Origin of the sequence: Curtobacterium sp. MCBA15_012, from assembly GCF_001864935.2 — a bacterium.
In the GTDB taxonomy this organism is placed as follows: domain Bacteria; phylum Actinomycetota; class Actinomycetes; order Actinomycetales; family Microbacteriaceae; genus Curtobacterium.
This window is the reverse complement of sequence record NZ_CP126267.1, coordinates 2812128-2833994: the sequence shown is the minus strand read 5'-3', so window position 1 is coordinate 2833994 and position 21867 is coordinate 2812128. Positions and strand designations below refer to the sequence as shown.

Annotated in this window: 22 protein-coding genes and 2 tRNA genes; 19 read left to right on the top strand and 5 right to left on the bottom strand. The window is 72.0% G+C overall.

What is annotated here, in order from left to right; all coding sequences use genetic code 11:
* Positions 1-24 precede the first annotated feature (24 nt).
* The 7 genes from QOL15_RS12975 (at position 25) to QOL15_RS12945 (ending at position 4988) form a co-directional block, all read left to right on the top strand.
* Complete coding sequence (locus QOL15_RS12975; protein WP_083393938.1) at positions 25-552, top strand: MarR family winged helix-turn-helix transcriptional regulator; 528 nt, start codon at positions 25-27, stop codon at positions 550-552.
* Between the two features lie 94 nt (positions 553-646).
* Positions 647-1915 carry a serine--tRNA ligase gene (serS, locus tag QOL15_RS12970; RefSeq protein WP_065964767.1) on the top strand — a complete coding sequence of 423 codons (1269 nt, stop codon included), beginning with the start codon at positions 647-649 and terminating at the stop codon, positions 1913-1915.
* Between the two features lie 110 nt (positions 1916-2025).
* Positions 2026-2874 (top strand): HAD family hydrolase, encoded by an 849-nt coding sequence (locus tag QOL15_RS12965; protein WP_139197424.1) that lies wholly within the window; start codon positions 2026-2028, stop codon positions 2872-2874.
* 110 nt (positions 2875-2984) lie between these two features.
* Positions 2985-3069, top strand: a tRNA-Ser gene (locus tag QOL15_RS12960).
* Between the two features lie 55 nt (positions 3070-3124).
* Positions 3125-3982, top strand: a complete 858-nt coding sequence (locus tag QOL15_RS12955; protein ID WP_065964768.1) for a hypothetical protein — start codon at positions 3125-3127, stop codon at positions 3980-3982.
* Entirely contained in the window at positions 3982-4410 is a 429-nt protein-coding gene (locus QOL15_RS12950; protein WP_139197425.1) for a PIN domain-containing protein, read from the top strand. Before QOL15_RS12955 ends, QOL15_RS12950 begins: the two co-directional genes overlap by 1 nt.
* Positions 4411-4463: 53 nt before the next feature.
* Entirely contained in the window at positions 4464-4988 is a 525-nt protein-coding gene (locus tag QOL15_RS12945; protein WP_171898838.1) for a GNAT family N-acetyltransferase, read from the top strand.
* A 208-nt stretch (positions 4989-5196) separates the two neighbouring features.
* On the opposite strand, the gene QOL15_RS12940 is transcribed toward QOL15_RS12945, so the two are convergent.
* Entirely contained in the window at positions 5197-6024 is an 828-nt protein-coding gene (locus QOL15_RS12940) for a LuxR C-terminal-related transcriptional regulator (RefSeq protein WP_071246706.1), read from the bottom strand.
* 116 nt (positions 6025-6140) lie between these two features.
* Between QOL15_RS12940 and hxlB the strand changes: the two genes are divergently transcribed.
* Positions 6141-6785 carry a 6-phospho-3-hexuloisomerase gene (gene hxlB / locus QOL15_RS12935; RefSeq protein WP_083393940.1) on the top strand — a complete coding sequence of 215 codons (645 nt, stop codon included), beginning with the start codon at positions 6141-6143 and terminating at the stop codon, positions 6783-6785.
* Positions 6786-6861: 76 nt separating this feature from the next.
* Positions 6862-7500, top strand: coding sequence for a 3-hexulose-6-phosphate synthase (gene hxlA, locus QOL15_RS12930; protein WP_071246722.1), 639 nt, complete (start codon positions 6862-6864; stop codon positions 7498-7500).
* A gap of 168 nt (positions 7501-7668) precedes the next feature.
* Here the strand turns inward: hxlA and QOL15_RS12925 are convergent, their stop codons facing one another.
* Positions 7669-9081 (bottom strand): PepSY domain-containing protein, encoded by a 1413-nt coding sequence (locus tag QOL15_RS12925; RefSeq protein ID WP_071247716.1) that lies wholly within the window; start codon positions 9079-9081, stop codon positions 7669-7671.
* A gap of 183 nt (positions 9082-9264) precedes the next feature.
* Between QOL15_RS12925 and QOL15_RS12920 the strand changes: the two genes are divergently transcribed.
* A complete protein-coding gene (locus tag QOL15_RS12920) occupies positions 9265-9735 on the top strand; it encodes a BLUF domain-containing protein (protein WP_071247719.1) in 471 nt (156 codons plus the stop codon).
* 103 nt (positions 9736-9838) lie between these two features.
* The gene (locus tag QOL15_RS12915) at positions 9839-10462 is read left to right on the top strand and encodes a ScbR family autoregulator-binding transcription factor (RefSeq protein ID WP_071247725.1); all 624 of its coding nucleotides are present in this window, start codon (positions 9839-9841) and stop codon (positions 10460-10462) included.
* A 62-nt stretch (positions 10463-10524) separates the two neighbouring features.
* Here the strand turns inward: QOL15_RS12915 and QOL15_RS12910 are convergent, their stop codons facing one another.
* The gene (locus QOL15_RS12910) at positions 10525-10953 is read right to left on the bottom strand and encodes a BLUF domain-containing protein (protein WP_175473843.1); all 429 of its coding nucleotides are present in this window, start codon (positions 10951-10953) and stop codon (positions 10525-10527) included.
* 112 nt (positions 10954-11065) lie between these two features.
* Here QOL15_RS12910 and QOL15_RS12905 point away from each other — a divergent pair, with 112 nt between their 5' ends.
* From QOL15_RS12905 to QOL15_RS12895, 3 genes are read left to right on the top strand one after another with little or no spacing between them, the layout of a single operon-like run.
* Positions 11066-11776, top strand: coding sequence for an MSMEG_4193 family putative phosphomutase (locus QOL15_RS12905; RefSeq protein WP_071247728.1), 711 nt, complete (start codon positions 11066-11068; stop codon positions 11774-11776).
* A gap of 33 nt (positions 11777-11809) precedes the next feature.
* Positions 11810-12337, top strand: a complete 528-nt coding sequence (locus QOL15_RS12900) for a DUF3090 domain-containing protein (protein ID WP_065963798.1) — start codon at positions 11810-11812, stop codon at positions 12335-12337.
* On the top strand, positions 12334-13110 hold the full coding sequence (locus tag QOL15_RS12895) for an SCO1664 family protein (protein ID WP_065963796.1): 777 nt from the start codon (positions 12334-12336) through the stop codon (positions 13108-13110). Before QOL15_RS12900 ends, QOL15_RS12895 begins: the two co-directional genes overlap by 4 nt.
* 109 nt (positions 13111-13219) lie before the next feature.
* Here the strand turns inward: QOL15_RS12895 and QOL15_RS12890 are convergent, their stop codons facing one another.
* Entirely contained in the window at positions 13220-15238 is a 2019-nt protein-coding gene (locus QOL15_RS12890) for a VWA domain-containing protein (protein ID WP_071247731.1), read from the bottom strand.
* Complete coding sequence (locus QOL15_RS12885; protein ID WP_065963792.1) at positions 15231-16601, bottom strand: AAA family ATPase; 1371 nt, start codon at positions 16599-16601, stop codon at positions 15231-15233. Before QOL15_RS12885 ends, QOL15_RS12890 begins: the two co-directional genes overlap by 8 nt.
* A 181-nt stretch (positions 16602-16782) precedes the next feature.
* On the opposite strand from QOL15_RS12885, the gene QOL15_RS12880 reads away from it, so the two are divergent.
* The 5 genes from QOL15_RS12880 to QOL15_RS12860 all read left to right on the top strand — a co-directional run bounded on the left by QOL15_RS12880 (position 16783) and on the right by QOL15_RS12860 (position 21446).
* On the top strand, positions 16783-18231 hold the full coding sequence (locus QOL15_RS12880; RefSeq protein WP_366556886.1) for an MFS transporter: 1449 nt from the start codon (positions 16783-16785) through the stop codon (positions 18229-18231).
* A 149-nt stretch (positions 18232-18380) separates the two neighbouring features.
* Positions 18381-19055, top strand: a complete 675-nt coding sequence (locus tag QOL15_RS12875; RefSeq protein WP_065963789.1) for a GntR family transcriptional regulator — start codon at positions 18381-18383, stop codon at positions 19053-19055.
* A gap of 487 nt (positions 19056-19542) precedes the next feature.
* A tRNA-Ser gene (locus QOL15_RS12870) sits at positions 19543-19632 on the top strand.
* Positions 19633-19783: 151 nt separating this feature from the next.
* Positions 19784-20785 (top strand): type IV toxin-antitoxin system AbiEi family antitoxin, encoded by a 1002-nt coding sequence (locus tag QOL15_RS12865; protein WP_139197506.1) that lies wholly within the window; start codon positions 19784-19786, stop codon positions 20783-20785.
* On the top strand, positions 20730-21446 hold the full coding sequence (locus tag QOL15_RS12860; protein ID WP_305405906.1) for a hypothetical protein: 717 nt from the start codon (positions 20730-20732) through the stop codon (positions 21444-21446). Before QOL15_RS12865 ends, QOL15_RS12860 begins: the two co-directional genes overlap by 56 nt.
* The last annotated feature ends 421 nt before the right edge of the window (positions 21447-21867 follow it).

The window sequence follows — 21867 nt, the reverse complement described above, 5'->3', positions numbered from 1 at the left end:
CACAACCTATGTCAGACTCCTGACATGCGTCAAGACGACCACGCCGCACCCACCCGGACCGACACCGTTGCCGACACCGGTCCCGACGCCGCTCCAGGCGCCGACCGCATCGAGCTCGACACCTCCGTCGGCTACGTCCTCAAGCAGGCGGCCAGCGCCCTCCGTGCCGCGATGGAGGACGCCCTCCGCCCCCTCGGCATGACCGTCACGCACTACTCCTGCCTCGAGCTGCTGGCCCAGCGCCCCGGCCTGTCGAACTCCGAGCTCGCGCGCGGCACGTTCGTCACCCGCCAGTCCATGAACACGCTCCTCCAGCAACTCGAGCGCGACGGCGTCGTCACGCGCTCCGCACCCACCGCGGGCAGGGTCCAGCCGACGACGCTGACCGCCGCCGGGCACCGGCAGCGCGAGCAGGCGAGTGCCGCCGTCCGCGGCGTCGAGCTGCGGATGACGCGCGACCTCGACGACGCGGGCCGCGCAGCGGCCTTCCGCCTGCTCCGCGGGATGGTCGCCGCCCTGCGCGACCAGCCGCCGACGGACGCGACCGACTGACGGACGGGAGGCGCGGTGCACGCCCGCACCGCGCCTCCCGTCCGTCACCCGGTCCCGCCGAGGGGCCGTGACCTGCGCTGGGTAGGATGACCCGGTGATCGATCTCCAGCTCCTGCGCGACCACCCGGACGTCATCAAGGCCTCGCAGGAGGCGCGTGGCGCCTCCGTCTCCGTCGTCGACGACGCGGTCGCCGCGGACGCCGCCCGACGCAGCGCGATCACCGCGTTCGAGGCGCTCCGCGCCGAGCAGAACGCGTTCGGCAAGACCGTCGCCAAGGCCCCGAAGGACGAGAAGGCCGCGCTCGTGCAGCAGGCGCAGGCGCTCGCCGCGAAGGTGAAGGAGGCGCAGGCCGAGGTCACCGCGGCCGAGGAGTCGTTCGACCGCGTCGTCCGGTCCATCCCGAACGTCGTGCTGCCGGACGTGCCGAAGGGCGGCGAGGACGACTTCGTCACGCTCCGCACCGTCGGCACGAAGCCGTCGTTCACGTTCGAGCCGAAGGACCACGCCGACCTCGGCGAGCACCTCGGCATCATCGACATCCCGCGCGGCGTGAAGGTCTCCGGCTCGCGGTTCTACTTCCTCCGCGGCCTCGGTGCCCGGCTCGAGATCGCGCTCATGAACCTCGGACTCGACCGCGCCGTCGAGCACGGCTTCGAGCCGCTCATCACCCCGACGCTCGTCCGCCCCGAGACCATGGCGGGCACCGGGTTCCTCGGCGAGCACGCGGCCGAGGTCTACCGGCTCGAGGCCGACGACCTGTACCTGACCGGCACGAGCGAGGTCGCCCTCGCCGGCTTCCACGCCGACGAGATCCTGTCGTTCCCGGAGTCGGGCGACCCGATCCGCTACGCCGGCTGGTCGACCTGCTACCGCCGCGAGGCCGGCTCGGCGGGCAAGGACAACCGCGGCATCCTCCGTGTGCACCAGTTCAACAAGCTCGAGATGTTCTCGTACGTCCTCCCCGAGCAGGCCGAGGCGGAGCACCAGCGTCTCGTCGCCATGCAGGAGTCGATGATGCAGGACCTCGGGCTGCACTACCGCGTCATCGACGTCGCCGGCGGGGACCTCGGCACGAGCGCCGCGCGCAAGTACGACATCGAGGCGTGGGTCCCGACGCAGGGCACCTTCCGCGAGCTGACCTCGACCTCGAACTGCACGACGTTCCAGGCCCGTCGTCTCGACACCCGCTACCGCACCGAGAGCGGCAAGACCGCCCCGGTGGCGACGCTGAACGGCACGCTCGCGACCACGCGCTGGATCGTCGCGATCCTCGAGACGCACCAGCAGGAGGACGGCTCGGTCGTCGTGCCCGAGGTGCTGCGGCCGTACCTGGGCGGCGTCGAGGTCATCGAACCCCGATGAGTGCGCAGGGACGGTTCGTCGACGGGTCGGCGCAGGGTGGCGGGGCTGCCGCTGCGGGTGGTGCTGACGCTGCTGGTGGCGCGGTTGCCGCGGGCGCGGCTCCTGGCGGCGTGGTTGGCGCGGTTGCGGGTGCAGGCGCGGGTCTCGCTGCTCCGGCGCGGACGAAGCGCTGGCTCGTTGCGCTCGACGTCGACGGCACCACGATGCGCGAGGACGGGGTCATCACCGAGCCCGTCGCCGCCGCCGTGCGCGCCGCCGAGGCCGCCGGGCACGAGGTCATGCTGAGCACCGGCCGCAGCGAGGGCATGACGATCCCGTTGCTCGACCGGATCGGCATCCGCCCGAAGTACGTCGTGTGCGCGAACGGGGCGCTGATCCTGGGGCGACGCGAGGACGGCTCGTACGAGCGCGTGCACGTCGAGCGGTTCGACCCGACCGAGGTGCTGCAGACCATCCACGGGGCCCTCGTCGACGCGGCGTTCGGCGTCGAGGACGAGACCGGGCACTTCCTGCTCTCCGGCAACTTCCCCGACGACACCATGACGGTCTCCGGCGAGCACGTGCCGTTCGAGCAGCTGCTCGGCGTCGAGGCCACCCGGGTCGTCGTCATCTCGCCCGGGCACGACACCGAGGACTTCCTGCAGGTCGTCGAGCGGATGGGCCTGCACAAGGTCTCGTACTCGGTCGGCTGGACCTCGTGGCTCGACATCGCTCCCGAGGGCGTGACGAAGGCCACGGCCATGGAACGGGTCCGCGAGTGGCTCGACATCCCGCGCTCCCGCGTCATGGCGGCGGGCGACGGGCGGAACGACATCGACATGCTGCGGTGGGCCTCGACCTCGGGCCGTGGCGTCGTGATGGGGCAGGCGCCGTCCGACGTCGTCGACGCCGGGAACGAGCTCACGGGCGGGGTCGCCGACGACGGGCTGGCCGCGGCGCTCGACGCGCTGCCACGCTGACGGTCGATGCGCTGCTGCGCTGACCGTCGACAGGGCTGCCGCGCCGGCGGTCGACGCGGCCGGTAGACTGCTCGGGACGCGATCACGTCTCGCCACGTGGTCGCGTCGCTGGAGGGTTGTCCGAGCGGCCGATGGAGCCTGTCTTGAAAACAGGTGGGCAGTGATGTCTCGTGGGTTCGAATCCCACACCCTCCGCGACCGTCCTCAGGGGCGCGCAGCTTGCTGTGATCACGGGAGGGGCAGATCGCTCATGAGTTCGTCGTACGACTTTCGCCTGATCGATGCAGATCTCCCGCAGGGAGAAATCGACGTAGACGACGTCCTGCAGATCCTCGGCAAGCTGCAGGAAGTGGCAGTCCGCGTCGGGAGGGTCGCTGCCGACGCGGCGCATCGCGGTCGCCCATCCGCGCAGGTCGAGCGGCTGTCGAAACTCCGGCTGACTGGTCTGTTCGCGGGGAGCACGGTGATCCAGGTCACGCGAGCGTCCGAGCACTCGAAGCTCGACTTCGACCTCGCTGAGGAGCAGGACTTCGATCGACGCTTCGACGCCCTCCTCTCGGGAATTCTCGTGAACGAACGCCCGCAGGACGCCAACGAGAGCACCGCAGCTTCGGTGGCAGACCTGATCGCCGCCTTCCGGCGAGCCGCTCCGCGCCTCGAAGTCCGCGTTGATGGCAGGTCTCGGGGAGAGGCGTCCACCGAGTCGCTGCGCGCCGACGTCTGGCGGCCAGGGCTGCGAGAGGCGGAGGATGTCGTCATCGAAGGTTGGCTCGAGAAGGTCGACATCCGCTCGGGTGACTTCCGGGTTCGCGATGCCGTCGGGATCGCATACCCGCTTCCGAAGGTCCGGTCCGCTGCGGAGACGTCCGCGCTCATCGGTCGCCGCGTTCAGGTGGAGGGGACAGCAGAACGGAACGAGCGCGGAGAGGTCGTTGCCATCCGCTCAGCGGTCGTGCGTCCCGCGCCTGACCACCTCAAGGGTGCGGCGCTCGCACGGGCGATACCGGTGGAAGAGATCCTCAGCCCCGAGGCGTCACTCGGAACGGCGGAAGCACTGGCCTTGACCAGGGAAGAGCAGGACAGCTTCCTCGACGCGATGGGCCTCTGATGTCCGGGCCGGTCGTCATCGACACCGACGTCTACAGTCACGTCATCGTTTCTCCTGAGGCGGCCGCAGCCCGAGGTGTGCCGGTTGACGACTGGCGACGTGCACTCGCGGGGAGGCCGGTGTTGCTGTCGTTCCAGACCCGGGCCGAACTCATCAGTGGCTTTCGCGCCGCTCGATGGGGTGAACGGCGTTTCGGTGAAGCGTTGCGTTCCCTGGAGGCTTACCCGACCATCGGCGTCGATACCGAAGTGCTGTCATCGTTCGTCGACCTGACGATCGCTTGTCGGGCCTCGGGTCATGCGCTCCATTCAAAGGTGCACACTGCCGACCGTTGGGTTGCTGCGTGCGCGATCGCGAAGAAACTTCCGCTCCTTGCCGCTGATCGGATCTACGCGTCCGCACCCGGTCTCGATCTCCTGCCATTGTGAGACGCGATGATGATCCTGACCGCGTTTCATCCCTCGGATCCGCGCGACGGGATGTGAGCACCCGCCTCCGCCTGGTCGAGTCCGGCGACGCCGCCGAACTCGCGGCCGTGGTGCGCGCGAGCGCCGACCACCTGCGGCCGTTCGAGCCGAGCCGGACGCCCGAGTACTACACCGAGGCGGGACAGCGTCGCACGATCGGGCTGCTGCTCGCGGCGGCGCAGACCGGGAGCTCGGTGCCGTTCGTCATCACGGACGACGACGGCGAGCTGCTCGGGCGCATCACGCTGAGCGGGGTCACCCGAGGGGCGCTGCAGTCCTGCGCGCTCGGGTACTGGGTCCGCGCGGACCGCACCCGGCAGGGACACGCGACGCGGGCGGTCGGGCTCGCGGTTGACCACGCGTTCGGGAGGCTCGGGCTGCACCGGGTGCAGGCCGAGACCCTGCCCGAGAACACCGCGTCGCAGCGGGCGCTCGAGCGCAACGGGTTCGTCCGGTACGGCCTCGCGCCGCAGTACATCCACATCGACGGGGCGTGGCGCGACCACGTCATGTTCCAGCTGCTCGCGCCGTCGGCCTGACGCCGGCCGGCAGCGGCCCCGGGGGTCGGCCCCGCCGTCCGCACAACGGGAAGCACGTCGCGCCGTGGAACGACGTGGTGCGAGGTGCTTCCGGTTGTGCGCGAGCACGTCGCACCAGCACACGGCGGACGGAGACACGACGCGCGGCCGATCGGCGCGGCGGACGGAGACGCCGGCACGCCGGCACGCCGGCACGCCGGCCGACCGGTCAGGCGCGGGCGCCGAGGGCGGCGAGCTCCGCGCGGGTGCGGGCACCGTGCTTCCGGAGCAGGTTCGCCACGTGGTACTTGACCGTGTTCGGGCTGATGCCGAGGCCGTCGGCGATCTCGCGGTTGCCCACGCCGGTGACGACGAGCCGCAGCACGTCGCGCTCGCGGTCGGTCAGGTCGGCGTCCTCGGGTACGTCGACGGCACCGGGCGCGGGGTCGAGGGGGAGCGCGATGTCGAGCGTGGACCCCCACCCGGGCGTCGAGTCGACGTGCAGGGTCCCGTCGAGGGCGACGACCCGCTCGGCGATCGGCCGGACCGCGTCGTCGTGGGCGTCGAGCGTGCCGGCGCCGTCGTCGCGGAGCTGCACGAGCAGGTTCCGGCCGTCGCAGTCCCACTGGATCCGGACCCGCCGCGCGACGCCGTCGTCGACGAGGGCGAGCACGGCCGTCCGGACGATCGCGCGGGCCCCGTGCGCGACGTCCCCGGGGAGTGCCCGACCGGTCGCGGGCGGCTCGACGAACTGCACGTCGAGGTCGCCGAAGCGGACGAGCGGGCGCAGGTCGGCCCGGAGCCGTGAGAACGCCCCCGTGACCGGTTCGAGCAGCGTGCTGCGCTGCCGGTCCGTCACCGTGCGGAGTTCGACGAGCGCGGCCGAGGCGATCTCGACGGCCTCGGTCCGGGCTGCCGCGTCCGACAGGCGCGGGGAGCGGAGCACGGCGAGGACGGACTCGAGGGTCAGCGCGTGTCGGTCGGCCTGCTCGGCCACGGTGCGGGCGTGCTCCGAGGCGGCGAGCCGACTGGCGGGGGTCCGGGTGGTGTCGGTCACGGGGACCGAACCTACCCGCCCCACCCCGTGACGGGGCCCCCTCCCACCCGATCGGACGGGAGGGCAGCCCGGCCGGGCGGCGGCGGACCCAGGCGCACCGGAGCAGCATCGTTGCCATGCACAACAGCAGCACGGCCGACCACGGCAGCACGGGCGACGGCGCCGGCACCGCCGACCACGGGAACGCGGGCGACGACGCCACGACGGCCGACGCCCTGGAGCTCATCGCCGACGAGCTCCAGGACCTGGCGGACGCCGTCCTCGACGCCGACCACGCCCCGTCCGAGCGCGCCCTCGAGCTGCTCGCCGACGCCGAGCGCGTGTTCGTGCACGGCGCGGGCCGGTCGGGGCTCGCGCTCCGGATGACCGCGATGCGCCTCATGCACCTCGGGCTCGAGGTGCACGTCGTCGGCGAGGTCACGACCCCCGCGATCGAGCGGGGCGACGTGCTCCTCGTCGCGAGCGGCTCCGGGACGACGAGCGGCATCGTGCAGGCCGCGCGCACCGCGGTCGACGTCGGCGCGCGGGTCCTCGCGGTGAGCACGACCGACGACTCCCCGCTCGCGGCCCTCGCGGACACGACGCTCGTGCTGCCCGCGGCGACGAAGACCGACCGCTCCGGCACGGCCTCGGCGCAGTACGCGGGGAGCCTCTTCGAGCAGGGCGTCGTGCTCCTCGGGGACGCCCTGTTCCACGCGCTCTGGCAGCGCAGCGGTCACGACGCCGACGACCTGTGGCCGCGGCACGCCAACCTCGAGTGACCGCCCCGCGGCGTGCCGCCCGAGCGTGACCACCCGTTCCGACACCCCCACGAACCACCACCGGAAGGACACCACCATGCAGCTCCAGTTCGCCATGGACACCCTCACCACCGAGCACGCCCTCGAGCTCGCCGGCAAGGCCGCCCCGTACGTCGACGTCATCGAGCTCGGCACCCCGCTCATCAAGAGCGCCGGCCTCTCCGCGATCACCGCGGTCAAGCAGGCGCACCCGGACAAGGTCGTCTTCGCCGACCTCAAGACGATGGACGCCGGCGAGCTCGAGGCCGGCATCGCGTTCGACGCCGGTGCCGACCTCGTCACGGTCCTCGGCGTCGCCGGGGACAGCACCATCGCCGGCGCCGTCAAGGCCGCGAAGGAGCACGGCAAGGGCATCGTCGTCGACCTGATCGGCGTCGAGGACAAGGCCGCCCGCGCCAAGGAGGTCGTCGCACTCGGCGCCGAGTTCGTCGAGATGCACGCCGGGCTCGACGAGCAGGCCGAGGAGGGCTTCACCTTCGAGACGCTGCTCCGCGACGGCGAGGCCTCGGGCGTGCCGTTCTCGGTCGCCGGCGGCATCAAGCCCGAGACGGTCGGCGCCGTCCAGGCGTCCGGCGCCCGCATCGCGGTCGCCGGCAGCGCGATCTACAGCGCCGACGACGTCGCGGCCGCCGCGAAGGCGCTCCGCGACGCGATCACGGAGTCGGCCTCGGCCTGATCCGCACCACGTGACGGACGGGAGGCGCGGTGCCGGCTGGCACCGCGCCTCCCGTCCGTCACACGGTCACCCCGGTGCGCGACCGGAACGAGGCGACCAGCGCCTCCCGTCCGTCAGCCGGTCGCGCCGGTGCGCGACCGGAACGAGGCGACCAGCGCCTCCCGTCCGTCAGCCGGTCGCGCCGGTGCGTGACCGGAACGCGGTGACCAGCGCGTCGACCAGCAGGAACCCGAGCAGGGTGACGCCCACCGTCGGCAGCAGCAGCGCGAGCCCGATCGCGACGACCACGACGGCCACCGCACCCCACCAGGGCGCGCGGGCGAGCGCACCCTCGGCCGGTGCGCGGCCGACCCGGCCGCCCGGGACACGGCGCTGCCACCACATCACGTAGCCGAAGACCACCATCGCGGCGATACCGAGTGCCGCCAGGAGCAGGACGATCTGGTTCGGCAGCCCGAAGAGCGCGCCCATGTGCGTGTTGACGCCGAGCTTCGCGGCCTTGGCCATCAGCGGGTAGTCGTCCCACGAGACCCGTGACACCGCGGTCATCGTCCCCGGGTCGACCGCGACGGCGTTCATCGCGACCGGCCAGCTGAGCTTGATCTCCTCGACGGTCCACGCCTGGTCGGTGGTCGCGGCCGGTCGGATGCGCACCTCGTCGGCACGCACGCCGGACGCGCGGGCGACGGCGAGGACCTCGTCGAACTGCTCGGGCCTGATCGTGGCGGGGGTGCCGGCGGCGGTCGTCCCGCCGCCGTGGTGCTCGGCGTGCTCGCCGGCCGACATCGACATCGCCGCCGCGCCGCCGAGTGTGGTGTCGACCGTGGGCGCCTGCCAGCTCAGCGCCGAGCGGAGCGCCGTCACGTTGTCCCCGGCGAAGTGCGACCACGTGATGCCCGTCGCCGACAGGAAGAGCGCGCCGAGGAGCACCCAGGCGCCCGTGGCGGCGTGCCACGAGAACGTGCGGCGGTACCCGCGGGCGCGGTTGTCGGGCACCACGAGGTCCCGCTTGCGGCGTGCGCGACGGATCCGGAAGGCCCAGAGCGCGATCCCGGCCAGCGACACGATCCCCAGCCAGGACGCGGCCGTCTCGCTGTAGAGCCGTCCAGCGTCGCCGAGGAACAGGCTGCGGTGGAACGTGCTCACCCAGGTGCGGAACGGCAGTGACCCGGACGTGCCGTACACGGGCAGGTCGCCGCGGACCTCGGCGTCGCCCGGGTCGACGAACACGGCGCGGGTCTGCGACTCGAGCAGCCCCGCCTCGCTGAACTGCACGCGGGTGGTCGCGCCGGGCCCGGGGGCGGGACGGACCTCGACGACGGTGTCGTCCGGGTGGTGGGCGGCCACGTACCGCTCGGCGGCGGCGACCTGGTCGGCGAGCGGCCGTGCGGACGCGGTCGACGACGCCGTGAGCTCGTGCTGGTACAGGACCGGTTCGATCGACGGGGCCAGCGCGTAGACGGCTCCGGAGAGCGCGGCGACGAGGATGAAGGGGCCGACGAAGAGTCCGGCGAGGAAGTGCAGGCGGAGCAGGAGCTGGGCGAACCAGCCCCGTGACGGCGGCGGAGCGGTGCTGGGCATCGGGGCGCGGGGTCCTGTCGGGCGGAGGGCGCGACACCGTGCCGCGCGACCGTGATTCTACGAGATGTAGAAGCACGATGCGAACCGGACCCGAGCGGCGCGCCCATCCGGTCTCCGCACTCGGGTGCGGTGTGCGGACGACTGCGTTGACCGGTGTCCGCGGCTGGACGGAGACTGGCGCCGATGACATCGCTCTCCTCCCACGTGTACATGTCCGTCGCGGTCGACGACCTGACGGACGACGCCCTCGTCGCCATGCTCCGTGAAGCCCGACTGCGCAACGAGGCGCTCGGGGTCTCCGGGCTCCTGCTGGCCAAGGGCGGGCGGTTCATGCAGGTGCTCGAGGGGCCGACGTGGAGCGTCGCCGACCGGTTCGCCGCGATCGAGCGCGACCCCCGGCACCACGGCGTCAAGTCGCTGTCCCGCGAGACGATCGACGCCCGCCGCTTCGACGGCTGGTCGATGGCGTTCGGCAACCCCTCGGACGTCGAGGTCCGCGACGAGCCCGGCTTCAGCACGTTCCTGACCGAGCGCTCCGGGCTGCCCGCGGGGCTCGCCGGAAGCCCGGCCGACTGGCTGCTCCGGTGGTTCCGCGGGCGCGAGCTGCTCGACCTGCCCGAGGAGCGCGTCTCCCTCGCGCGGCGCGCCGCGTAGCCCGACCGCAGGGCGTCGCACGCCCGGCCCGGGTGGCGACCACCCCCTGACTGGAGGCGCGGGGCTGGCAGGCACCGCACCCGGCGTCCGTGAGACTGGACCCGTGGACCGACGCGAGCAGATCCTGGTGGCCGCGGCCGAGGAGATGGACCGTGTCGGCTACGCCGCCACGACCATCGCCACCGTCGCGCGCCGCGCCGGCGTGCCGCAGGGGACGCTGCACTTCCACTTCCCGACGAAGCTCGCGCTCGCCCTCGCGGTGATCGACGAGCAGAACGCCCGGACCTTCGCGTCGGTCGAGCACGCCGACGCGTCGCAGACCGCGGCGCTCGTGCGGGCGTCGAAGGGCATCGCCGACCAGCTCCGGACCGACCCGATCGTCCGGGCCGGCATCCGGCTCTCGCTCGAACGCGGGGAGTTCGCCGGGGCGACGTCGTCGTTCTACGAGCAGTGGATCGGCGGGATCGTCGACGTCTTCCGCCTCGCGCTCGCGAGCGGGGAGCTGCGGACCGACCTGACCGCCGAGGAGCTGGGCGGGTCCGTCGTGCCGTACTTCACGGGGGTGCAGCTCGTGGCCGAGGTGCGGAGCGGCCGGGCCGACCTGGACCCGGCGGTCGCCGTGATGTGGCGCGTCGTCCTGGCTGCCACCGCGGCTCCCGCGCACCGGGCACGGTTGCTCGCGGTGGTCGAGGAGACCTTCGACAGGGCAGGGGTCAGCGGTCGGTGACGGGTCCCTCGCGGACGGGTCGGGTCAGCTGACGCTGACGGGTCCCTCGCGGACGGGTCGCGTCAGCGGTCGGTGAGCTCGCGGTCCCGGAACCACTTGAGCAGCCAGGCGGCGCTCGTCCGGTCGAACTCGCGCGTGAAGTCCATCGTGCCGGACAGGAACGGGCTGAAGCCCTCCTCGCCGTGCAGGTCGGCGTCGTCGAGCGAGCGGTAGGCCATCGACCACCCGTCGAACCGGCGGCGCTCGATGTCCTCGCGGACGAGCGACTTCACCTCGCCGTGCCGCGGGTCGCGGGAGATCGCGGCGAAGCGGTCGTCGACGCTCCACGCCGGCCCCTCGAGCAGCTGCATGAACCGGCCGCCCTTCGCCACGAGCAGGCCCGAGACGCCGAGGGCCTCGTTGCGCAGCCGCGACCCGCGCAGGAGCTCGGCCAGGGCGTCGTCGTCGAAGGGCACCGCCGAGCGGCTCATGTAGACGATCGAGACGAGCACCGGACCATGATGGTGCATCGTCCCGGGAGTGCCGGACACTGTCCGCGAGCCGCACGGCACGAGCCCACCCCGGCGGCGCCCGGGCACGCGGTGGCCGCCTAGGATCGAGCGCATGGCGACCGTCCTCCTCCTCCGGCACGGGCGTACCACGGCGAACGCGACCGGTGTGCTCGCCGGCCGGACCGCCGGGGTGGCCCTCGACCGCGTCGGCCGTGAGCAGGCCGACCGCGCCGCGGCCCGCATCGCGCCGATCCCGCTCGCCGCCCTCGTCACGAGTCCGCTCGAACGCTGCCGCCAGACGGCCCGCGCGGTCCTCGCCCAGCAGCAGGGCGACCCCGAGGTGCGGGTCGAGCGCGCGATCACCGAGGCGGACTACGGGCAGTGGCGGGGCCGGAAGCTCGCCGACCTGGCGAAGGAGCCGCTCTGGCGGACCGTGCAGGCGAACCCGAGCGCGGTCGTGTTCCCCGGCGGCGAGTCCATGCAGACCATGCAGTCCCGCGCGGTCGCGGCGATCCGCCGCATCGACGCCGAGGTCGAGGCGGTGCACGGCCCGACCGCGGTCTGGGTCGCGGTGAGCCACGGCGACATCGTGAAGTCCGTGCTCGCCGACGCGCTCGGGATGCACCTCGACCTGTTCCAGCGGATCGCGGTCGGACCGGCCTCGGTGTCCGTCGTGCGCTACGGCGAGCACCGGCCCGAGGTGGTCGCGACGAACACCGACTCGGGTGACCTCGCCTGGCTCGCCGCGGCCCCGGCGCCGTCGGGCGACGCCGCGGTCGGCGGGGGAGCGGGCCACGGGGAGCCGGACTCCGCGCGACCCTGAACACGTGCACGCGGGCGCTCCTACAATCGGGGCATGCCCACCATCGTGCACGGCTTCGACTGGCCGGAACGTCTCGTCGTCGGGACGGTCGGCCGCCCGGGTGAGCGCGCCTTCTACCTGCAGGCCCGGGACGGCAAGCGGGTGACGAGCGTCGCCCTCGAGAAGGAACAGTCCGCGGTCCTGGCCGACAAGGTCGCCGAGCTGCTCGACGAGGTCGCCACCGTGGAGGACAACCGCTTCAGCGTGCCGCCGTCCGCGCCGACCGAGCTCCGGGACGCCGGACCGCTCGACCAGCCGGTCGAGCCCGAGTTCCGCGCCGGGGCCCTGAGTCTCGGTTTCGACCCCGCGACCGCGCAGGTCGTCATCGAGGCGTACCCGATCGACGACGAGCTCGAGATCGTCACCGAGACCGACGAGGACGGCGACGAGGTCGAGTCCGTGGTCGAGATCCCCGAGCCGGCCGAGGTCTTCCAGGTCAAGATCCCCGTCGGCAGCGCCCGCGCCTTCGTCGAGCGGACGCGCGAGGTGGTCGCCGCCGGACGACAGCCCGGCGACGCATGAGCGACGGGTCGCCCGCGCCCGACGGGGCCCTGACGATCCGCGCCCGGATCCGCGAGGCGTCGAACGCCACCTTCCTCGCCGAGCTCGACGGCGAGTCCGTCGTCTACAAGCCGGTGCAGGGCGAGAAGCCGCTCTGGGACTTCCCGGACGGCACGCTCGCCGGCCGCGAGGTCGCCGCGTTCCTCGTCTCCGAGGCGTTCGGCTGGGGCGTCGTCCCGCCGACCTGGCTCGGTGACGGCCCCTTCGGCCCCGGCATGGTGCAGCGCTGGCAGGACGTCGACCCCGACCAGGACGCGGTCGACCTCGTCCCGACCGACGAAGCAGACGCCGAGGGGTCGCCCTGGCTGCCCGTCCTCGAGGCGATCGACGAGCACGACCGGCCGGTGACCCTCGTGCACGAGGACACCGCGGCCCTGCGCCGGATGGCGGTGTTCGACGTCGTCGTGAACAACGCGGACCGCAAGGGCGGGCACGTCCTCGCGATGCCCGACGGCCACCGGTACGGCGTCGACCACGGGCTCGCCTTCCACGTCGAGCACAAGCTCCGCAGCGTGCTGTGGGGGTGGATCGGCGAACCGCTCGACGCCGACGAGCTCGAGGGACTCGACCGGGTGTCCGAGGCGCTCCGCGGGGACCTCGGCACCGCGCTCGAGGAGCACCTCACGCCGGCCGAGATCGACAACACCCGGGCTCGGTGCGCCGCGCTCCGCGCGGTCGGGGTGTTCCCGCCGCCGCCAGGTCACGGCCCGGCCGTGCCCTGGCCCCTGTTCTGACCCGCCGCCGCCCCGTCGGTCCCGCCGGGTCGCGCGCGAGGTGCGTGGCGCCGGACGGGAGGCGCGGTGCCGACCGGCACCGGGCCTCCCGTCCGTGGGGTGGTCGCGTCTAGGTCCCCCACTCGTCGCGGGGGAACCCGCCGGTCCCGCCGTGGCGGGACCCGAGGTACGAGCCGACGACGGCGACCCCGAGATCGTCGTTCTCCGGCGCCACCACGGTGCCGTCGACCCGGCGTGCCATCGCGTCGACGAACCGCGCGAGCCCGGGGTCGTCGCCGAGGCGGAAGAACGTCGTCTGCGCGCCGAGCCGTCCGGCGTTCTCGAGCTCCCGGACCGACAGGGCGATCGTCACCGGGTCGGGCGGGTAGCCGAACCACACCTGGCCGTCCGGCTCGAGGTGCGACGTGGGCTCGCCGTCCGTCACGATGAGCAGCACCGGCTGGGCGGCGGGGTGCTTGCGGAAGTGCCGGTTCGCCAGGAGCAGGGCGTGGTGCAGGTTCGTGCCCTTGTCCCACTGGGCGTCGAGGCCGACGAGCTGCTCGACGTCCATCACCTCGGCTTCGCGACCGAACGCGATGAGCTGCAGGTCGTCGCCGCGGAACCGGGTGCTCACGAGCGTGTGCAGCGCGAGGGCGGTGCGCTTCATCGGGACCCAGCGGTCCTCCACCGCCATCGAGAACGAGGTGTCGACGAGGAGCGCCACGCACGCCTGCGTCCGGGCCTCCGTCTCCTGGACCTCGACGTCGTCGATCGTCAGTCGGACGCCGGGGCCGCTCCGGCCGTCGGCGGCGGTGCGGACGAGCGCGTTCGTGATCGAGCGGGGGAGGTCCCACGTCTCGGTGTCGCCGAACGCCCACGGACGGGTGGCGCCGGACGGCTCACCGGACGCCCCCGAACGGCGGAGGTCACGGGCGCCCTGCCGGCCGGACATGCGCTCGGCGACGTCCTCGAGCAGGCTCTTGCCGAGCTGTCGCATGGCCTTCGGGGTGAGGCGGAGCTGCCCGTCGGTGCCGCGCTTCACCGCGCCCGAGTTCCGCAGGGCCTGTTCGAGGCGCTGCAGGGTCTTCGCGTCGACGGCCGCCTCGTCGCCGAGCTGCCGCTGCAGCGCGTCGAGGTCGAGGTCCGCCAGGTCCGAACCGGGGCCGGACTGCGCGAGCTGGTCCGCGAGGGCGTCGAGGTCGGCGATGTCCTGGAACACCCCGGTCCCGTCGCCGAGCCCGAGGCCCTGCTCGCCGTCCATGCGCTCCGAGCCGCCCCAGTCCTCGCCGGGACGGAGCGAGCGGAGGGTGTCGTCGAGCTGGCCCAGCTCGCGCATCAGGTCCGGCGAGCCGAAGGCCTGCTGCGCGAGGGCGTCGAGCTCGTCACGCTGCTCCTGCGTCATCGAGTTGCGCATCCGCTGCGCGGCCGCGGCCCGGGCGGCCAGGTCGTCGAGCAGTTCCTCGACGTTCGCCGGGTCCGACGGGAAGTGCTGCCCGTGCCGGGCCATGAACGCGTCGAACTGCTCCTGGGTGTCGGTCCCGTCGCGGTGGTCGGCGAGCAGCTGGTTGAGGTCCCGCATCATCGCGGCAACGGCGGCGCGGTCCTCGTCGGTCGCACCCTCGAGGGCCTGCTTCATGCCGGCGAAGCGCTGGTCGAGCACCTCCCGGCCGAGCAGGTCCTTGATCGCCTCGTACCGCTGCCGGGCCTGCGGGCTCTTCCAGTCGTAGCCGCTGAGTTCCTGCACGGCGGCCGCGGGCGAGGGTGACAGGCTGTCGAGCTGCACCTCGGCGAGGGCACGGTCGGCGTCGTCGATGTCGACGTTGCGCGCGAGCTCGCCCCGTTCGGCGAGGACGGCCTCGTCGAGGAGCTGCTTGACCTGCTGCAGCGTGCCGTCGAGGTTGTTCCGGCTCGTCAGCTCCCGGCGCCGCTCGGCGACCCGGCGCATGAGATCGTCGAGGCCGCGCTGGGTCGCGCCGCCGCGGCGGAGGAACTCCCGGATCGCCCGCTCGGGCGAGGTGCCGCCCATGACGTCCTCGCCGATGGCGTCGAGCGCCTCGGACAGGTCGACCGGGGGCGCGAGCGGGTCGGGCCCGCCCTCGTACGGGCCGTACCGGGCGTCGCGGCTGAGGCGCCGGTTCTGCCTAGCCATAGACGGCCTCGCCGCCGCCCGACTCCTTGCTGATCCGGCGGGCCAGGAAGAGTCCTTCGAGTGCGAGTTCGATCGCGCCGGCACGCTCGCCGTCGTCGGTCGCACCGAGGCGCTCGCACACCTGGTCGTACAGGTCGGACTCGCCGATCGACGGCAGCCCCTCGAGGAACGCCCGCGCGCTGACCTGCTCGCCGGTGGTCACCATGGTGCCGCCGTCGAGGGCCTCGATGAGCACGTCGAAGTCGAGCCCCCGGAAGCGGGAGCGGACCGTCTCGGCCGTCGCGGTCCGGAGCAGGTGCTCGAGGACCTCGTCCGCGCGGTCCTCCTCGCCGTTCTCGAACTCGATCTTGCCGCCGAGCACGTCGACCGCCGTCTCGAGGTCGATCGGCCGGGCCACGGCGTGCTCCTCGCCCTGCCGTGCCGCACGGTGCACGGCCGCCGCGGCGATCGTCTCGGCACCGGCGATCGCGAACCGGGCGCTGACACCGCTGCGCTGGTCGACCGCGCTGGACTGCCGGAGCGCACGGGTGAACCGCGCGAGGATCTCGACCAGCGCGTCCGGCACGTCGGCGGTGAGCTGGGCCTCCTGGCGGATGACGGCGACCTCGTCGGCGAGCTCGATCGGGTAGTGCGTGCGGATCTCGGCGCCGAAGCGGTCCTTGAGCGGCGTGATGATCCGGCCGCGGTTCGTGTAGTCCTCGGGGTTCGCGCTGGCGACGACGAGCACGTCGAGCGGGAGGCGCAGCACGTAGCCGCGGACCTGCACGTCGCGCTCCTCCATCACGTTGAGCATCGCGACCTGGATGCGCTCGGCGAGGTCGGGCAGCTCGTTGATCGCGACGATCCCGCGGTGGCCGCGGGGGATCAGCCCGAAGTGGATCGTCTCCGGGTCGCCGAGGCTGCGGCCCTCGGCGACCTTCATCGGGTCGACGTCGCCGATGAGGTCCGCGACGCTCGTGTCCGGCGTCGCGAGCTTCTCGACGTAGCGCTCGTCACGGTGGCGCCACGCGACGGGCAACGCGTCGCCGAGCTCGGCAGCGCGGCGGATGCTCTCGGTCGTGATCGGGTCGAACGGGTGCTCGCCGAGCTCGGAGCCGTCGATGACCGGCGTCCACTCGTCGAGCAGGCCCTGCAGCGAGCGGAGCAGGCGGGTCTTGCCCTGCCCGCGTTCACCGAGCAGCACGAGGTCGTGCCCGGCGATGAGCGCACGCTCGAGCTGGGGGACGACCGTGGTCTGGAAGCCGTGCAGGCCGGGCCAGGGGTCGCGGCCCTCGCGGAGGGCCTGGAGGAGGTTGTCGCGGATCTCGGCGCGGACCGACTTCTGGACGTGTCCAGCAGCGCGGAGCTCGCCGACCGTGCTCATGGTTGGTCGGGTCACGCCTCCGACGGTACGCCCGCGCACCGACACGGCGGACGGGAGGCGCGTGGCGGGCCCGCCACGCGCCTCCCGTCCGCTCTTACGGCACTTCCCTGAATCTGTGAGGCCGTAAAGCTGCGACTGATCTGGCAACCCGCCTTGAGAACCCGGAGTACGTTCCGCCCTCGTGAGCAGTGCGACGAACGGGGCGATCACGAGCCTGGTCCCCGCCAGGATGGACAGACTGCCGTGGACGCGGTTCCACTGGAGCGTGGTGGTGGGGCTGGGTGTGTCGTGGGTCCTCGACGGCCTCGAGATCCAGATCGTCTCCAACGCAGGGTTCCAGGCGGACCTGCACCTGTCGACGCAGCAGGTGACGCTGCTCGGCACGATCTACCTGGTCGGCCAGGTGGTCGGGGCGCTCGTGTTCGGGCGCATGTCCGACCGGCTCGGGCGCCGGAAGCTCTTCATCCTCACGCTCGCGATCTACCTGATCGGTTCCGGCATCGCCGGGCTCGCGCAGGACTTCTGGTTCCTCGCGGCCTTCCGGTTCGTCGCCGGGCTCGGCATCGGCGGTGAGTACGCGGCGATCAACTCGGCGATCGACGAGCTCATCCCGTCGAAGTACCGCGGCCACGTCGACATCGCGATCAACGGCACCTACTGGGGTGGCGCGGCGCTCGGCGCCTTCGCGAACATCTACCTGCTCGACACCGCGAACTTCTCGGAGGACATCGGCTGGCGCATCGGGTTCTTCCTCGGGCCGGTGCTCGGCATCGCGATCATCTTCCTGCGACGCCACATCCCGGAGAGTCCGCGGTGGCTGATGACCCACGGCCGCGAGGACGAGGCCGAGCGGACGGTCTCCGAGATCGAGGACTCGGTCGAGCGCTCGACCGGGCAGCGGCTGCCCGAGGTGGACCGGTCGAAGGCCCTGACGGTGACGCCGCTCGACAAGGTCGGCTTCCTCACGATCGCGCGCGTGCTGCTCAAGCAGTACCCGACGCGCACGCTCGTGGGCGCGACGATGATGATCACGCAGGCGTTCCTCTACAACGCGATCTTCTTCACGTACGCACTCGTGCTCACGAACTTCTTCGGGCTGAAGACCGCGGAGACGTCGATCTACTTCTTCCCGTTCGCCATCGGCAACCTGCTCGGCCCGATCATCCTCGGTCGCTTCTTCGACACCTGGGGTCGCCGGCAGATGATCTTCCTGACGTACCTGGTGTCCGGGCTCGTGCTCGCGACCTCGGCGTTCCTGTTCCGCGCCGACGCGATCAGTGCCACGGTCCAGGTCGTGTTCTGGTGCGTGTCGTTCTTCTTCGCCTCGGCCGGGGCGTCGAGCGCGTACCTGACGGTGAGCGAGATCTTCCCGCTCGAGCTGCGGTCGCAGGCGATCTCGTACTTCTTCGCCCTCGCGCAGATCTTCGGTGCCGTGGCACCCGCGATCTACGGCGCCTTCATCGGGGACGGGTCGTCGCGGGAGCCGCTCTTCTGGGGGTACCTGCTCGGCTCGGCGGTGATGATCGCCGGCGGGGTGGTCGCGCTCGTGTTCGGCGTGGACGCGGCGCGCAAGGGCCTGGAGGACATCACCCAACCGCTGTCGGTCCTGACGGAGTCGAGCAAGAAGTAGCATTTCGTACTCAGAATGTTCTGCGACGAGGGTCCCGTGCTGGGACCCTCGTCGCATGTCCTTCCTCCACAGGCCGACCGCAACCGTCCCGGTCCACGGGTCACCCGATGCCGCACGCACTGGTGGTCGTCGTGCTTGAGCCTGGGTGGATGGACCACGCACCGACAGCAGCCTCCGGGGGGAACGGCGACCCCACCGGCATCCAGCGCGGGCTGCTCCGGGACGCCGTCTTCCTGAAGCTGCTCGAGAACGTGCTGCGCGGGGTGTACCGGAAGGGGCAGCGGCTCCGGCTCGACGACATCGCCCGGGACATGGGGGTGTCGCGGACGCCGGTGCGCGAAGCCCTCGTGCCGCTCGAGTCGCTCCGGCTCGTCAGCGTGCAGCGGTACGTCGGGGTCGTCGTGGCGCCGTGGACGGTCGCGCAGATGGTCGAGCGGCTCCGGCTCGCCCGTGCCGTGCTCGGTGACCCGCCCGTCGGCGGTCCCGCGGAGCCCGGGGCGTTCGACGCGTGGCTGCTCCGCGACTGCCGGTCCGAAGCCGGGGCGCTCGTCGAGCTCGGCACGTGGTGCCTGCGGCGGCGCGGGTCGATGGTGAGCGCCGACTGGCTGTTCGCGCAGCGGCCCGTGCTCGACACGTTCTTCACCGACGACGTCGCGGCGGCGAACGGGATCGATGCCGTGGTCGGGCGACGGGTCCGGGCCGAACGGGTCGAGCGTGCGGTCTCGGCTGCCGAGCGGGACGACCTCGACGGGTGTGCCGCGGCGCTGGTGGAGCTCGCGTCGGACCTCATCGCGTTGCCGGGGCGGTTCCGTTCGGTGGCGTGAGGAGGGCGGCGGTGTGCGCGAGGACTGCGGCGACGGGGGCGCGCTTCTCGGCTGTGTGCAGCCGGCCGAGCGGGAGCGCGGGAGGTTGTCCGGCGTGCTGCTCGCGCGTGCTGCGCCCGCCGTGAGGAGCGCCCCGAGCTCGTGCGGAGCACCCAGAGCGGGGGCGCGGACCGGGTCCGCGCCCCCTGGCCGTCCCCGTCCCGGCGCCGCGATCGGGTGCGCGGGGCTCGGGTCGCGTGGGGACGACGTCCGGTGCTGTGTCGCGACTGCGGGGGAACCCCGGAATGTGATGGTCGCGGCTCGATGAGACTACGGACCGGGGTACGTCTCGACAACCCCCTCGTGTCCCCACTTGAGGGGACCGGCGGGATCGAGGGGTGCGGCGGTGCGTCCGGCGGTTGTGGTGCGGCGGTCTCTCGGCCGTGTCACCGGGTCGAGAGGACGCCCGTCCTCCTGTATGGTGGGGTGAGCGTTCGCGAGAGCGCACGGAGACGTCGCATAGTCCGGCCGAGTGCACCACCCTGCTAAGGTGGAGTCCCCTTTGAGGGGACCGAGGGTTCAAATCCCTCCGTCTCCGCACATGACGAAACCCCCGCCTCGGCGGGGGTTTCGTCGTTCCAGGTGTCAGTGCGCGCGCCCTATGTGCGCGCTCCGTGCGCAAGCTTCGAACGTTTCGTGCCCGTGTTCACTTTTAGGCGTAGTTCAACTATTTTGAACATGTGGACCCATTGAACGCCGAAACGCACGGCATCGTGCGAGAAGTGGAAGAACGCCTCAGAGTCATGGGGCTGGACATCTCTGCGTCGGGTCAGATCGATGGGGTCCAGAACCTCGGGATCTGGGATGCCGAGTTGCAGCGACGGGATACCTCGTGGCGGCGCCCGGTGCTCGCCGCGATCGTGCCGTCGATGACGCTGAGTTCCTACGATCAGATCCCCTGGCCTGCGGGGGATGGACGGCCGCGGCTGCTCATCGGTCCGAGGGTCACCACTCAGAGCGCAGACCGCTTCCGTGCGCTCGGTGTGAACTTCGTCGACACCGTCGGGAACGCCTTCATCCGGGACGAGGCGCTCCTCATCGATGTACGGCGTCCCGGAGGTGCAGCCGTGTCAACCGCTTCCGCGCCTGGAGACGTCAACCTCTTCAGTATCAAGCGCTCGCAGGTGCTGTTCGCGCTCCTCACATGGCCGGGTCTGGTGGACGCTCCACTCCGCCGCATAGCCGAGGCTTCCGGTGTCTCGATCGGCTTGGCGAAGGAGGTCGTCGATCACCTGTCGCAGCGTTCGGGAGATGTGCGCGACCTATGGCCGGGCGGCCGGTCGCGCGACCGCTTCGTCGATCAATGGGTGGCGGCTTTCCCCAGCGGGCTTGGAGCGTCTCGACGGACGCGCCGCTTCGTCGCGCAGACACTGGACGTCGGGCCTGCCGACGGCGTCCAGATCGCGGTCAGTGGCGAGCGTGGAGCGCCGTGGATCCGTAGCCCTGAGACTCTCTCTGTCTGGGTCCGTCCGTGGGACCCGATGGTCGCCGTCCGGAATCGTTGGCGGAGCATCGGCGAGCCGAACGTCTTCGTGCGTGAGATGTTCTGGCGAGCGCCGTCCGCGGGCGATGCATCGATCACGCTCGCGCCGCCGTTGCTCGTGTTCGCGGAACTGATGGCGATGAACGACAGCCGTGCGCGAGAAGCCGCCGAGGAGATCCGCTCTCGAACCGGGCTCGTCGATGCCTGAGGGGGATCGGTTGGCGGTCGTGGACGCCGTCGTGACGGAGCTCGTCGAGGGAGCTGGCGTCGTGTCCGAGAAGCTGATGGTGATCGGAGCGGAAGCCCGAGACCACCTGCACCACGACGTCTTCGCGTCCGATCTCCCGGTGAGAGGAACACAGGACGTCGACGTCGCCCTCGCGATCGATTCGTGGACCGACTACGAGAGGGTGACCTCGGGCTACTCTCCGACGGGGGCCAACGGGGTGCGCTACCTGGTTGCTGAAATCCCCGTCGACTTCATGCCGTTCGGCGAAGCTGTCGAGGAACCCGACGGCGTTGTCGTGCCCGCATCTCGTCGGGAGGAGATGAGCGTGTTCGGTTTTCAGGATGTCTTCGCCGACGCCGCGGAACTCGTGCTCCCGAGTGGGTACCGGGTGCGCGTTCCATCGGCCCCGGGCTACGTGGCTCTGAAGCTCAGAGCTTGGGTCGACCGGTCATCCTACGACGACAAGGACGCGCGAGACCTGGCGCTCGCAGTTGAGTGGTACTGCTCGTCCCCAGAGATGGTCAACGAGCTGTGGGACGAGGTCGAGGACGCCGTGTTCCTCGAGTACGAGTCCGATACCGACCTGGTCGGGGCTGATGCGCTCGTGCGCGGCTTCGTCGAGACCGCTGTCGGGGGATGATCGACGACCGACAGCGCCCTCGCTGACGTGGCTGGGTGGTCGAACCGCACGGGGACCGGACGCCACGCCTGAACGACGGGCTCGAGCTGCACCGCCCCCGTGTGCCACTCACCAGACCCGGGTCTCCCGAGGTCGGCACAGCGAGGCTGCTCAGTGGCCGACCGATGCCGCTCGGCATGCAGCCGCAGGTGGATCGACGGGCCGGTCGAAGTGGCCGCATCTTGCGGCCCGCCGGCCGACCGGCGGACGTGACCGGCGCCTCCCGGCCGGTGGTCCGACCACCGCCGGCCGACCGGCGGACGCGATCCGCGCCTCCCGGCCGTCCCGCGACGACCGTCGCGCTCCCGGACACCTGCCTGGCTGCGTACCGGTGGCTGTCACCGCCCCGATGTAGCATCACCGGACCTGTCCCGAGACGAGG